Raw genomic sequence first — 12591 nt, forward strand, 5'->3', positions numbered from 1 at the left:
AGCGAAGCGAGTTTGAGCGAAGCGAGTTTGCGCGAGACCCCGCCGTAGTCGAGCACCGCAGGTTGCCCGAAGCGAAGCGTAGGGACCCAGACTGCGGGTCGCCTTTTCTTTGGTGACTTTCTTTTGGCGAAGCAAAAGAAAGTTACTTGCCGCCGGGCAACCCCGGCCAGCGGGACTCAGCCCAGCCACCCCAGGTTGGAACCTGTCAGAGCAAGCCCTGTGTGCGAGCCAGGTGGCTAGCTTGCGACCGGCTCTTGACGTTGAGGCGCCTGAAGAGGCGCCACAAATGAACCTTCACTGTGTGCTCACTGATCTGCAGTTCTTCCGCGATATCGCGATTGCTCATGCCCTTGTCCAGCATCACCAGCAGCTGCTTTTGCCGCTTGGAGAGCTTTTCGGTCGGGGTGGAGGGTTCCGGGTCCAGGTCTTCGCTGAGGAACACGCGCAGCACGTTGGAGATCTCGGTGGCGCCTGCGGACTTCTGGATGTAGGCGTCCGCACCCGCTTCGATCGAGAGATCCTCGTAGTCCTGGGCCGGCGCGGCCGACAGCACCACCAGGGGCACGCCGGGGAATTGCTGCTTGAGCTCGCGCACGCCGGAAACACCGTTGGTGTCGGGCAGGCGCAAGTCCAGGCAGATCAGTTCGGGAATGCCCTGTTCCTGCACGGCTGGCATGACGGCAGCGAGCCGGTCCAGCTCGGTCACGGTGGCCTTGCTGCTCAGGCGGCGGATCAACATAACAACCGCTTCGCGCATGAGCGGGTGGTCATCTATTACAAAAATACTCATTAATCAGGTCTAAAGTATTGGTCCTATTGGCCATCGAGCATAACTGCTGTGTGTCAACTTTGGGGCAAAAATAAACGGGCAATTGCGGTATTTTTTCAGAACGCTGATCCAAAAAAACAACAAGGCCCAGGCCGTGGACCGCTCCTAAGAGGCCGCCGCCTCCGCAAAAAACCGCAAGGCCGCCACCATGTCGGTGTCGCTGACGCCCGGCAAAACCTGGACCTGCCCCTGCGCCAGCAGCCCCGCCAGGGCCGCCTGGCCGTCTTGCTGCAACGCGGCAATCATCTGCGCGGCGTCCCGCGGCGCTTCAAAGCCGCGGCTTTGCAGCAGCACCCGGGCCTCGGCGTCTTGCAGCTTGAAATAAAACAGGCCGTCCTTTTCGCGGTACTGCTTGAAGGCCGGCGCGGCGCTTTTGGCCGCCTTGGCTTTGCCGGGCGTGGCCGGGCGGGTGCCAAGGTTGCGCAGGCCCACGGCGCGCCGCAGCTCGGCCATGAAGGGCGTGGCCTCGGCGCGGGCCTTTTGCGCGCCGGCCTGCAGGATGGTCTCGATCTTGCCGGGGTCGGCCATCAGGGCGTGGTAGCGCTCGCGCATGGGCGCGACTTCGCGGTCTATGCGCCCGAACAGCAGCTGCTTGGCGTCGCCCCAGGCGATGCCTTCGGCGTAAGCCTTGCGTAACGCTTCGGTTTCCTCGGCGCTGGCGAAGGCCTGGTAGATCTGGAACAGCGCCGAGCCCTCGACGTCCTTGGGTTCGCCGGGCGCGCGCGAGTCGGTGACGATGCCGGCGATCAGCTTGCGCATCTGCTCGCGCGGCGTGAACAGCGGAATCGTGTTGTCGTAGCTCTTGCTCATCTTGCGCCCGTCCAGGCCGGGCAGCAGGGCGACCGATTCCTCGATCACCGCCTCGGGCAGCACCAGGTGCTCGCCGTAGAGGTGGTTGTAGCGCTGGGCCATGTCGCGCGCCATCTCGATGTGCTGGATCTGGTCGCGCCCGACCGGCACCTTGTGCGTCTTGAACAGCAGGATGTCCGCGCCCATCAGCACCGGGTACATGAAAAGCCCGGCGGTGACGTCGGCGTCCGGGTCGTTGCCGGCCGCCTCGTTCTTGTCGACCGAGGCCTTGTAGGCATGGGCACGGTTCAGCACGCCCTTGCCGGTGACGCAGGTCAGCAGCCAGGTCAGCTCGGGGATCTCGGGAATGTCGGACTGGCGGTAGAAGGTCACGCGCTCCGGGTCCAGGCCGGCGGCCAGCCAGCTGGCGGCGATCTCGAGCGTGGACTGCTGGATGCGGGCGGGCTCGTCGCACTTGATCAGCGCGTGGTAGTCGGCCAGGAAATAAAAACTGCGCACGTCGGCACGGAAGCTGGCCTGGACCGAGGGCCGGATGGAGCCGACGAAATTGCCCAGGTGGGGCGTGCCGGTGGTGGTGATGCCGGTCAGGAAGCGGGTGGTTTTGTCGGAAGACATCATGGTATTGAATAGAGGTGGATCGCAGGAAGGCCGCCAGCCTCAACGAAGCAGGAACATGAAGGGGGTCAGAAGCAGGCTGATGATGGCATAACCGGCCGTCATCAGCGGGCGCAGCCAGACCGTTCCCACGATGCCAATGACGGCCAGGCCCAACACCACAAAAAAGCCCCAGGGTTCGACGCGCGACAGCCATTGCGCCAGCTTGATGGGCAACAGGCCGATGAGGATGCGGCCGCCGTCAAGCGGTGGCAGCGGGAAAAGGTTAAACGCCCACATGGCGAGATTGACCATGACGCCCGCCTGCGCCATTTTGAGAAAGAACAACTCCTCCACACCCAAGGCTCCCATCGTCAGCAGGCCGAATGCCCAGAGGAAGGCCTGGGCGAAGTTGGACATAGGGCCCGCCAGCGACACCCAGATCAGGTCCCGCTTGGGGTTGCGTAGCCGGCTGAAATCCATGGGCAGGGCCTTCGCATAGCCAAAAAGAAGAGCCCCCGAGGTTGCGAAGTACAGCAGCAAGGGCACGGCGAGGGTGCCAATGGGGTCGATATGCCGAAGGGGATTCAGGCTGATGCGCCCCATCTCTTCCGCGGTGGTGTCGCCGAAATAACGGGCGGCCTCGCTTCGGGCCACGCCGTACATGGTGATGGCGAGCAGCACCGGTAAGGCGTAAATGGCGACGGTCTGAATCAGGTTGGCGATATCCATGCTGAATTATGACCCCCACGGTCGCTCACTGCGTGTAGCTCCCGAGGCCTTGCAGGCCGCGGCTCGCGAGACGCTTCGCCCCTGTCGCCCGTCCAAGCCTGCGCAGGCAGGCTTGGAGCCGCGGGCTCCAGCCCCTCGGGGGCCGCTGCGCCTGCGGCCTGGCAAAGCCAGTTCCGCGGCCCCTGCTTGAAGGGAAGTCCGCGAGCTAAAGGCCCAGCAAGGCCAAGTCGCCCCGGCCCTGCCGCACCACCACGGGCTCGCCGCCTTCGCCCATGGGCGTCAGGTCTATCACCGTGGTGGCTTCCTGGTGGCAGGCGCCGGCATCGACCACGGCGGCCAGTTCGTGCTCCAGCAATTCGCGTATCTCGTGCGCGTCGTTGAGCGGCTCGCCGCCGCCGCGCGGGATCAGTGTGGTGGCCAGCAGCGGCGCGCCGTGCAGCTCGAGCAGCGCCTGCAGCACCTTGTGCTCGGGCACCCGCAGGCCGATTGTCTTGCGCGAAGGATGGCTCACGCGGCGCGGCACTTCCTTGCTGGCTTCGAGGATGAAGGTGTAGGGCCCGGGCGTGGCGGCTTTCAGCAAGCGGAACTGCTTGTTGTCCACGCGCGCGTAATTGGCCAGCTCGCTCAAGTCGCGGCACAGCAAAGTCAGGTGGTGCTTGTCGTCCACCCCGCGTATGCGGCGCAGGCTGTCGGCCGCGGCCTTGTCGTCGAGGTGGCAGACCAGGGCATAGCTTGAATCGGTCGGCACGGCCGCGATGCCGCCGCGCTCCAGCAACGCCACCGCCTGCTTGAGCAGCCGGGTGTGCGGATTGTCGGGGTGGACTTCAAAAAACTGGGCCATGATTTTTCAGGTGCGTCTTCAATCGCCGTATTCAAGACTCGACAGGTTCGATCGGCACGCGGCTCTGGCGCACCGCCAGCCAGGCGCCCACCGCGCCGCAGATGGCGATCATCGCCATGCCCAGCATGGACCAGCGGTCCGGCACGTGCGAAAACGCGATCCAGCCGCCCAACATGGCGAAGCCGATCTGCGCATAGATGAAAGGCGTGAGCGTGGACACCGGCGCGCGGCCGTAGGCCAGGATCATCATGAAATGGCCGACCGTGCCCATCAGGCCCATGAGGCACAGGCTGGCCCACAGCGTCCAGGAGTCCAGCGAGGCCCAGACAAAGGGCAGGGCCAGCGAGGCGGCCAGCGTGCCCACCCAGCCGGTGTAGAAATGCATGGTCAAGGGGTCTTCGGTGCGCGCCAGCCGGCTGGTCAGGATCTGGAACCAGGCATTGCAGATCACCAGGCCCAGCGGCAGCAGCATGGCCCAGTTGAAGTCGTCGCCGTCGGGCCGGATGATGATGATCGTGCCCGCGAAGCCGCCCACCACCAGCGTCCAGCGCAGCCAGGACACGCGCTCACCCAGCGTCAGCGAGGCCAGCAGGGTGATGACCAGCGGCGTGATCATCACGATGGCGGTGAACTCGCCCACCGGCATGTGCCGCAGGCTGAAGAACGCAAAAAGACTGGTGAACAGCAGCAGCAGGCCGCGCAGCAGCTGGAACTTCGGGTGCGCCGTGCGCAGCACCGAGAGGCCGCGCGTAGGCAGCACCGCCAGGGTGGTGGCCACCGCCTGGAAGGCATAACGGAACCACAGCGCCATCAGCAGCGGCACGCTGTTGGAAATGACCTTGGTGGTGGTGTCCAGTACCGCGAAACAGCCGACCGCGCCCACCAGGAGCGCGATGCCGGTCGGGGCGTGGGAGTGGTTTCTGGCGGAACCGGCCATCACTGGATGCGGTCCGCCAGCAGTTCCCAGACCGGTGTCAGCTCGCCCGGCAGGAAGGGCAGGGTGCCCAGGTCGGTGTGACTCTCGTCGGGGCTGTGGAAGTCGCTGCCGCGCGAGGCGGCCAGGCCGAATTCCTTCGCCGTTTCGGCGTACTTGAGGTATTCCTGGGGCGTGTGGCTGCCCGTGACAACCTCCACGCCGCGCCCGCCGTGGGACTTGAACTCGGTGAACAAGGCGTATTCCTCGTTGGGGGTGAACTTGTAGCGGCCCGGGTGGGCGATCACCGCGACACCCTGGGCCTGGGTGATCCAGGTCACGGCGTCGCGCAGCGTGGCCCAGCGGTGCGGCACGTAGCCGGGCTTGCCTTCGGTCAGGTATTTGCGGAAGACTTCATTGGTTTCGCGGCACACGCCGCTTTCGACCAGGAAGCGCGCGAAGTGCGTGCGCGAGATCAGCTCGGGGTTGCCGACGAACTTCAGCGCGCCCTCGTAAGCGCCCTTGATGCCGGCCTTGGCCAGCGAGTCCGACATTTCCATCGCGCGCTGCTCGCGCCCGCCGCGCGTGTTGCGCAGGCCTTGCATGATGTCGGGGTTTTCGGCGTCAAAACCCAGGCCCACGATGTGCACCGTTTGCCCGGCGAAGGTGACGGAAACCTCGGTGCCCGTCAGGTAGTGCATGCCCTGGGCCTTGGCGGCCGCCGCGGCGCGCTGCTGGCCGCCGATTTCGTCGTGGTCGGTCAGGGCCCAGAGTTCCACCCCGTTGGCCTTGGCCCGTTCCGCCAGCGCCTCGGGTGTCAGCGTGCCGTCCGACACCACAGAGTGGCAATGCAGGTCGGCATTCAGGATGTTATGGGGGGTCACGAGGCCATTTTAGGCTTTCTGCTTCTGGAGTGCAGTGCGCGCTCACATATCCCTGGTGGTGCCTCCGACCACCGGGCTACTACAAGCCCAAGGCCGTCAGCTCTGGCGAGAGGTTTTCCCAGGGCACGTCAAAGCCCGGCGTGCCGCGCTGCGGCGGCGGCGCATGGCTGCGCAGGGCCCAATGGGCGCCGGCCAGCACGCTGTCGATAAGCGGCACGCCGACCCCGGGCTGCAGGGCCGCGGCCATGCCGGCCAGGCCCGCCCCACCCAGGATCACCGCCTGCGCGCCCAGCTGGCGCACCGCATCGCGGCAGGCCTGGGCCAGCAGGGTGCGTGCGGCGGCCGGGTCGGCGGCGAGTTGCGCGCCGGTCGGCGCGACGGTGTGGATGCCGGCCAGCGAAGGTGCATGGCCCAGCGCCTGGGCCAGCCGCTGCAGCATGGGCCCCCAGCGCTCACCCCCCGTGACGATGGCAAAGCGGCCATGGCGCGCCGCCTCGATGAAGGCCGCCTCGGCCAGGCCGGTGACCGGCACCGGGCTGCTTTCGCGCAGCGCCAGCAGCCCGGGGTCGCCAAAGCAGCCTATCAGCACCGCGTCGGGCGCTTCGGTCGCGCCTGCCAGGGCAGCCGCCCAGGCGTCCAGCGTGGCATGCGCGGCCACCGCGTAACTGGCTTCGTCCGAAATATAGGGCGCGCCGAAACGCGCGGTGACGGTGCTGACCTGCACATGCAGCCCGGCGGCGGCCTGCACATGGGTTTGCAGCAACGCGCTGACCGACGCTGAAGTATTCGGATTGATGACAAGGAGTCTGCGCATGCCCGGGTGCGCCCTATACCGTGCCTGAAAAGAGGCTGGACAGATCCGGCGCGTCGCCCGCCGGCGGCGTGAACTGCAGCTGCGACTCCAGGCGGGTCAGGTGCTCGCGCATGTTGCGCGTCGCTTCCCGCGCGTCGCGCAGGCGGATGGCGTCCAGCAGCACGCGGTGTTCGCGGCAGCCGCAGGCGGCAGCCTCGTCGCGGCTGTCCTTGTGGCCTGTGCTGTAGGTCATCAGGATCAGCGAGGTGCGCGAGGTCAGTTCGCGCAGGATGCGGCCCAGCGTCTGGTGGCCGGCGCGCTCGGCGATCTGCAGGTGGAAGTCGCCCGACAGCCGGATCGCGCGGTGCATGTCGCCGGCCAGCCGCGCGGCTTCCTCGTCGTCAATGCAGCGCGTGAGCTGGCGCATGTCGGCCTCGTTGGCCCTGGCGATGAACAGCTCCACCAGCGTGGGCTCTATCAGCCGGCGCACCTCGAAGACCTCGCGCGCTTCCTGTTCGGTCGGCTGGGCCACGGTGGCGCCGCGATGCGGGACCAGGGTGACCACCTGCTCATTGGCCAGGCGCACCAGCACCGGGCGTATGCGCGTGCGCGACACGCCGAAGGCGCCGGCCAGCTTGTCTTCCCCCAGTTTGGTGCCCGGTGGCAGGCGGTGGTCGAGGATGGCTGAGACCACGCGCTCATACATCTCACTGTCGGTCAGGGGCGTTGCGGGGGCTGCCGTATTCGCGGGGGTCATCGATGTCCTTTTTTCTGCCGCCTGCCCAGCCACCAGGCCAGGCCCATGGCCAGGGCCATCACCCCCAGCGACACCACGGTGGTGACGGTGCCCAGCGCGTAGATGGACGGCGTGGTGACGGTGGTCGTCAGGCCCTGTAGTTCCAGCGGCAGCGTGTTGACGTCGCCGATGGCCTGCGAGGTGCGGGCGATTTCGTCCCAGCTCAGGGTAAAGCCGAACATGCCTATGCCCACCACCGAGGGCGCGATCAGCGGCAGCACCACGTGGCGAAAGCCCTGCCACGGCGTGGCGCCCAGGTCGCGCGCGGCTTCTTCGTAAGCCGGGTTGAAGCGGTTGAACACGGCGAACATGATCAGCAGGCCGAAGGGCAGCGTCCAGGTCAGGTGCGCGCCCAGCGCCGAGGTGAACAGGCCCAGCGCCGTGCCGTAGTCTTCCAGCGCACCGGACATGCCGAACAGTTCCAGCGCCTTCTTGATGCCGTTGTCCAGTAGCCGGAACTCCAGGCCTATGCCTAGCGAGACGATGATGGACGGCATGATCAGGCTGGACACCACCACAAAAAACAGGGTATTGCCGCCCGCGAGCTTTTTGCGGAAAGCCAGGCCGGCCAGCACCGACAGCACCACCGTGAACGCCGTCACCGCCAGGCCCAGGCCCAGCGAACGTTTCAGCGCCGCGCCTATGTCCACCACGCCCAGCCCCTCGGCCAGCTTGTGGAACCAGTGCAGCGAGACACCGCGCAGCGGAAAGGTCAGCCCGCCTTCCGGACCCTGGAAGCTCAGCAGCACGATGACGAACATCGGCCCGTAGAGAAAGAGCACGAACAGCGCAAAAAATGCGGCCAGGAACCAGAAACCGGTAGATCGTTTATCGGACATAGCTTAGAACCTCCGCAGGAGGGGCCGCAGCGCCGGGCCGCCCCAAGCAAGGCCAGCCCCCTCGGGGGGCAGCGTAGTACACGAAGTGACAAGCGTGGGGGTCATAGTTCTTTCCGGATGTCGACCAAGCGCGTCAAGGCCCAGATGATCATCAGCACCAGCGCCAGCAGGATCACCGCATTGGCCGCCGCCAGCGGAAACTGCAGGTAGGACGTCTGCACCTGGATGACCTTGCCGATGGAGGCGATCTGCTGGCCACCCATGACGCCTATGGTCACGAAGTCGCCCATCACGATGGTGATGACGAAGATGGAGCCGATGATGATGCCTGTGCGCGACAGCGGCACGATGACGTTCCACAGCGTCTGCCAGGCCGAGGCGCCGCTGTCGTTGGCCGCCTCGATCAGGCTACGGTCAATCCGCATCATCGAGTTGAAGATGGGCACGATCATGAACATCGTGTAGAGGTGCACAAAGGCCAGCACCACCGAAAAGTCGGAGAACAGCAGCCACTCCACCGGCTGGTTCACCACGCCCAGGCCCGTCAGGCTCTGGTTGACCAGGCCGTTGCGGCCCAGCAGCGGCACCCACGAAATCATGCGGATCACGTTGGACGTCCAGAACGGGATGGTGCACAGCACGAAGAGCAGCGTCTGCACCCCTTGCGAGCGCACGTGAAACGCCAGGAAGTAGGACACCGTGAAACCCGTCACCAGCGTGATCAGCCACACCAGGAAGCTGAACTTGAAGGTCGACAAATAGGTCTTGAAGGTCACGCACAGCTCGGCGGTGTTGCCGCAGCCGTCGAAGATGGCGAAGTAGTTCTTCAGCGTGAAGCCCGGCAGCAACTCGTATTCATTGAAGTCCCAGAAACTCACCGCCAGCACCAGCGCCAGCGGGACCAGGAAGAACAGCACAAACACCGCCGTCAGAGGCAGCGCCTGCCACCAGGCGGCAAGGCTGCGGCCCGGCGCGCGCGTGGGTGAAGGCAAAGAGGCGGTAGATGTGCTCATGGTCTGGTTCTTGTTCCCTCTCCCAGAGGGAGAGGGAGTAAGAAGGCAAAACGGTCAGGCTGCTACAAATTCGTTCCACTTCTGGACCATATAGTTGTTTTCGTCCATCACCGCATTCCAGCAGGCAATCCCGCCCATGCGCGCTTCGTAGCTGCCGCCGTCGCGCACCGCGCCGGCTTTGGCCAAGACGTCACCGGTGGGGCTCTTGATGTCTTGCGACGCCGGCTTGCCTTCCATCCAGTAGGCCCACTCGTAGGCTTCCATCTTGGCCTTGGCGGTTTCCAGCACGGCGCTGTAATAGCCCTGGCGGTTCAGGTAGGCGCCGGCCCAGCCGTCGAGGAACCAGTTGATGAATTCATAGGCGCCGTCCAGCTTCTTGCCCGAGAGCGTGGCGGGCAGGCCGAAGCCGGCGGCCCAGGCGCGGTAACCTTCTTTCAGCGGCTGGAAGTTGCAGGCGATGCCCTTGGTGCGCACGGCCGTCACGGCGGGGCTCCACATCGACTGGATCACCACCTCGCCCGACGCCATCAGGTTGACCGACTCGTTGAAGTCCTTCCACAGCGCGCGGAACTGGCCGGTCTTCTTGGCCTCGATCAGGGTGGCGATCGTCAGGTCGATCTCCTTCTTCGTCATGTTGCCCTTGTCCGGGTATTTGTAGATGCCCTTGGCCTCCACCACCATGGCCGCGTCCATGATGCCGATGGACGGAATGTTCAGGATCGCGGCCTTGCCCTTGAACTCGGGGTTCAGCAGCTCGGCCCAGGAGCTGATGGGGCGCTTRATCAGGTCGGGGCGTATGCCCAGCGTGTCGGCGTTGTACACCGTGGGGATCAGCGACATGAACTGCGTCGGGCTCTTGGCGAAGACCTTGCTCTTTTCGCCTTCGAGGTAAATCACCTTCTTGGGCGCCGTGCCCTGGTCGCCCACGGCCTTGCCGGCCACCGTGCCGGTGGTGAACAGCGAGGTGATCTTGTCGGCGTTCTTGATCTTCTTGGTGTCTATGCCCTTGAGGTTGCCGGTGGGCACGATCTTCTTGAGCGAGAAGTACTCGGTGTCTATCAGGTCGAAGCTGTTGGGCGCGGTCACGGCGCGCTTGGTCACGTCGTCGGTGGTGACGGCCACGTACTGGATGGTGATGCCGGTGTCGGCCTTGAACTTCTCGGCAATCGCCTTGTCCTGGTTCACCGCGGTGCCCAGGTAGCGCAGCACGATTTTTTCCTGCGCATGCACGGCGGGAAACATGCCCGTGGCCAGGATGCCGGCCGTGCCCTTGAGCAGGGAGCGGCGGGCCACGCCGCCTGCCGGGGTGTCGGTGGCGATGTCTTGGGAATCTTTGTGATCAGGAAGAGCGTCGGACATGGTGAAAACTCCTGTGCTGGGGGTAGAAACTTCTTGCGAAGGGACGGTTGAAAACAAAAAACAAAAATGGTCAGGCAGGCGCCGCGGCCCGCAGCGTGTGCGCCGCCTCGGGCGCCCACSACAGCTGCACGCTGTCGCCGGGCGCATAAGGCCGGGCCGCGAACGCCGCTTCCGGCACCATCACCGACAGCTCCGCCGTGCTGCTGGCGCTCAGCGACACGCCGGGGTTTTGCAGGCCCAGCAGCACATAGGTGCCCTGGTATTCGACGTCGGTGACCACGGCGCGCCGGTTGTGCGCCGCGTCGGGCGCCGCCTGGCCGGCCGGGGTGATCTGCATGTGGTCGGTGCGCACGCCTATGCGGCCCGCCGGCGTGTCCAGCACGTTGTGGCCGCCCATGAAACGCGCGACGAATTCGCTCGCGGGCCGGTTGTAGACGTCGTGGGGTGAACCCACCTGCTCGATCAGCCCGTGGTTCATCACCACCATGGTGTCGGCCAGCGCCATCGCCTCTTCCTGCGAATGCGTGACGTGGATGAAGGTCAGGCCCAGCTCCTTCTGCCAGCGGCGCAGCTCGGCGCGCATCTGGATGCGCACCAACGGGTCCAGCGCCGACAGCGGCTCGTCCAGCAGCAGCACGCGCGGCTGCGTGATCAGCGCGCGCGCCAGCGCCACRCGCTGTTGCTGCCCGCCCGAAAGCTCGGCCGGCTTGCGTTCGGCCAGGTGGCCCATGGCCACCCGCTCCAGCAGGGCCCCGGCCTGTTGCCGCCGCGCCGCCTTGTCCACGCCTTTCATCTTGAGGCTGAAGGCCACGTTGTCCAGCGCCGACAGGTGCGGGAACAGCGCGAAGCTCTGGAACATCATGGCCGTGCCGCGGCCGGCGGCCGGCAGGTTGGTGATGTTGCGGTTGTCCAGCAGGATGTCCCCGCTGGTGACGGACTCGTGGCCCGCCATCATGCGCAGCGTGGTGCTCTTGCCGCAGCCCGAAGGCCCCAGCAGGCAGCAGTAGCTGCCGCTGGCGATGCGCAGGTTGATGCCGTCCACCGCCGGCCGGTCCTGCGGCGCGTACCGTTTGGTCAGCGCGACGGCTTCAATGGCGGCGGGCGTGGGGCTGGCAAGGGCGTTCATGCCAGCCTTGAGTGCAAGGCTTGTGCCAGATTTTGTATGCGATCAGCGGCGGGATTGTGTACAAAATGCCTGCTTGTGGTGCCAGCCTGCCCCTGTCGGGTGCAAAAGCCCCCGGCCGCGGTGCGCGCCGCGGCGGCTTCAAGGCCGACGGGGATGGCCTACCATGGCACCCACCGTTTCCGGAATCCCCATGATCACCCTGCACCACCTTAACAACTCCCGCTCGCAGCGCATTCTCTGGCTCATGGAAGAGCTGGGCCTGCCCTACGAAATCCAGCGTTACCAGCGCGACCCCAAGACCATGCTGGCGCCGCCCTCGCTGCGCGCCGTGCACCCGCTGGGCAAGTCGCCCGTGATCACCGACGGCGAGCTCACGCTGGCCGAATCGGGCGCCATCATCGACTACCTGGTGGGGCGCTACGGCGCCGGCCGGCTGGCCCCCGCGGCCGGCACGCCCGAGCACCTGCGCTATACCTACTGGCTGCACTACGCCGAAGGCTCGGCCATGCCGCCGCTTTTGCTCAAGCTGGTGTTCGACAAGATCGAGAACTCGCCCATGCCGTTTTTTGTGAAGCCGATCGCCCGCGGCATCGCCGGCAAGGTCAAGAAGACCTTCATCGAGCCGCAGCTGCGCCAGCACCTGGACTTCCTGGAAATGTCGCTGCCCCAGGGCGGCTGGTTTGCTGGCGCCGACTTCAGCGGCGCCGACATCCAGATGAGCTTCCCGCTCGAAGCCGCCGCTGCGCGCGGCGGGCTCAATGAAAGCCGGCCGCGCCTGATGGATTTCCTGGCGCGCATCCACGCCCGGCCCGCCTACCAGCGCGCGATAKAGCGCGGCGGCGAGTTCGGCCTGCAATAAGTCAGGGCTTCGCGGTTTCCCGGCTGCGCACAAACTGCACGCGGCTTGAAAAACTGGGGCAGCTTTATTGAAAATGCCCGAACTCCGGCTGTTCGGTATTCCTGTCCCCACCCCTTGTGGATGCGCCGAGGAGCGCAGGTTCAGGCGGATCAGGGATCGCGTTGTTTGAGCCGAAGGCGAGTTTAGCGAGACCCCGCCTGAAC

The 12591-nt window shown here is 65.7% G+C and carries 13 protein-coding genes; 1 reads left to right on the forward strand and 12 read right to left on the reverse strand.

From position 1 onward, the window contains the following. Positions 1-205: 205 nt before the first annotated feature. The 12 genes from AC1D1Y_RS25085 to AC1D1Y_RS25140 all read right to left on the reverse strand — a co-directional run bounded on the left by AC1D1Y_RS25085 (position 206) and on the right by AC1D1Y_RS25140 (position 11529). On the reverse strand, positions 206-790 hold the full coding sequence (locus AC1D1Y_RS25085) for a response regulator transcription factor (protein WP_436157339.1): 585 nt from the start codon (positions 788-790) through the stop codon (positions 206-208). A gap of 144 nt (positions 791-934) precedes the next feature. Beyond that, complete coding sequence (locus tag AC1D1Y_RS25090) at positions 935-2254, reverse strand: tryptophan--tRNA ligase (protein WP_477684734.1); 1320 nt, start codon at positions 2252-2254, stop codon at positions 935-937. Positions 2255-2296: 42 nt separating this feature from the next. After that, positions 2297-2965, reverse strand: a complete 669-nt coding sequence (locus tag AC1D1Y_RS25095; RefSeq protein WP_477684735.1) for a site-2 protease family protein — start codon at positions 2963-2965, stop codon at positions 2297-2299. Positions 2966-3170: 205 nt separating this feature from the next. Then, the gene (locus tag AC1D1Y_RS25100) at positions 3171-3806 is read right to left on the reverse strand and encodes an L-threonylcarbamoyladenylate synthase (RefSeq protein WP_477684736.1); all 636 of its coding nucleotides are present in this window, start codon (positions 3804-3806) and stop codon (positions 3171-3173) included. A 31-nt stretch (positions 3807-3837) separates the two neighbouring features. After that, positions 3838-4743: a DMT family transporter gene (locus AC1D1Y_RS25105; protein WP_477684737.1), complete on the reverse strand. Its 906-nt coding sequence runs from the start codon at positions 4741-4743 to the stop codon at positions 3838-3840. Beyond that, positions 4743-5603, reverse strand: a complete 861-nt coding sequence (locus AC1D1Y_RS25110) for a 3',5'-nucleoside bisphosphate phosphatase (protein WP_477684738.1) — start codon at positions 5601-5603, stop codon at positions 4743-4745. The genes AC1D1Y_RS25105 and AC1D1Y_RS25110 overlap by 1 nt, the downstream gene beginning before the upstream one ends. A 79-nt stretch (positions 5604-5682) precedes the next feature. Continuing rightward, a complete protein-coding gene (locus AC1D1Y_RS25115) occupies positions 5683-6417 on the reverse strand; it encodes an aspartate/glutamate racemase family protein (RefSeq protein WP_477684739.1) in 735 nt (244 codons plus the stop codon). A gap of 13 nt (positions 6418-6430) precedes the next feature. Continuing rightward, positions 6431-7153 carry a GntR family transcriptional regulator gene (locus AC1D1Y_RS25120; RefSeq protein ID WP_477684740.1) on the reverse strand — a complete coding sequence of 241 codons (723 nt, stop codon included), beginning with the start codon at positions 7151-7153 and terminating at the stop codon, positions 6431-6433. Continuing rightward, the gene (locus AC1D1Y_RS25125; RefSeq protein ID WP_477684741.1) at positions 7150-8031 is read right to left on the reverse strand and encodes an ABC transporter permease; all 882 of its coding nucleotides are present in this window, start codon (positions 8029-8031) and stop codon (positions 7150-7152) included. The genes AC1D1Y_RS25120 and AC1D1Y_RS25125 overlap by 4 nt, the downstream gene beginning before the upstream one ends. A gap of 101 nt (positions 8032-8132) precedes the next feature. Further along, positions 8133-9044 (reverse strand): ABC transporter permease, encoded by a 912-nt coding sequence (locus AC1D1Y_RS25130; RefSeq protein WP_477684742.1) that lies wholly within the window; start codon positions 9042-9044, stop codon positions 8133-8135. 54 nt (positions 9045-9098) lie between these two features. Continuing rightward, positions 9099-10403: an ABC transporter substrate-binding protein gene (locus AC1D1Y_RS25135; RefSeq protein WP_477684743.1), complete on the reverse strand. Its 1305-nt coding sequence runs from the start codon at positions 10401-10403 to the stop codon at positions 9099-9101. Between the two features lie 70 nt (positions 10404-10473). Next, complete coding sequence (locus AC1D1Y_RS25140; protein ID WP_477684744.1) at positions 10474-11529, reverse strand: ABC transporter ATP-binding protein; 1056 nt, start codon at positions 11527-11529, stop codon at positions 10474-10476. Between the two features lie 190 nt (positions 11530-11719). Between AC1D1Y_RS25140 and AC1D1Y_RS25145 the strand changes: the two genes are divergently transcribed. Further along, on the forward strand, positions 11720-12388 hold the full coding sequence (locus AC1D1Y_RS25145; protein ID WP_477684745.1) for a glutathione S-transferase: 669 nt from the start codon (positions 11720-11722) through the stop codon (positions 12386-12388). Positions 12389-12591: the final 203 nt, after the last annotated feature.

The organism is Polaromonas sp. P1_G1, from assembly GCF_056405595.1.

What these genes read in the sequence shown, in the direction of transcription:
- AC1D1Y_RS25090 (WP_477684734.1), bottom strand. Translation starts at nt 2,254, where the DNA reads ATGTCTTCCGACAAAACCACCCGCTTCCTGACCGGCATCACCACCACC.
- AC1D1Y_RS25100 (WP_477684736.1), bottom strand. Translation starts at nt 3,806, where the DNA reads ATGGCCCAGTTTTTTGAAGTCCACCCCGACAATCCGCACACCCGGCTG.
- AC1D1Y_RS25085 (WP_436157339.1), bottom strand. Translation starts at nt 790, where the DNA reads ATGAGTATTTTTGTAATAGATGACCACCCGCTCATGCGCGAAGCGGTT.
- AC1D1Y_RS25120 (WP_477684740.1), bottom strand. Translation starts at nt 7,153, where the DNA reads ATGACCCCCGCGAATACGGCAGCCCCCGCAACGCCCCTGACCGACAGT.
- AC1D1Y_RS25130 (WP_477684742.1), bottom strand. Translation starts at nt 9,044, where the DNA reads ATGAGCACATCTACCGCCTCTTTGCCTTCACCCACGCGCGCGCCGGGC.
- AC1D1Y_RS25095 (WP_477684735.1), bottom strand. Translation starts at nt 2,965, where the DNA reads ATGGATATCGCCAACCTGATTCAGACCGTCGCCATTTACGCCTTACCG.
- AC1D1Y_RS25115 (WP_477684739.1), bottom strand. Translation starts at nt 6,417, where the DNA reads ATGCGCAGACTCCTTGTCATCAATCCGAATACTTCAGCGTCGGTCAGC.
- AC1D1Y_RS25105 (WP_477684737.1), bottom strand. Translation starts at nt 4,743, where the DNA reads ATGGCCGGTTCCGCCAGAAACCACTCCCACGCCCCGACCGGCATCGCG.
- AC1D1Y_RS25125 (WP_477684741.1), bottom strand. Translation starts at nt 8,031, where the DNA reads ATGTCCGATAAACGATCTACCGGTTTCTGGTTCCTGGCCGCATTTTTT.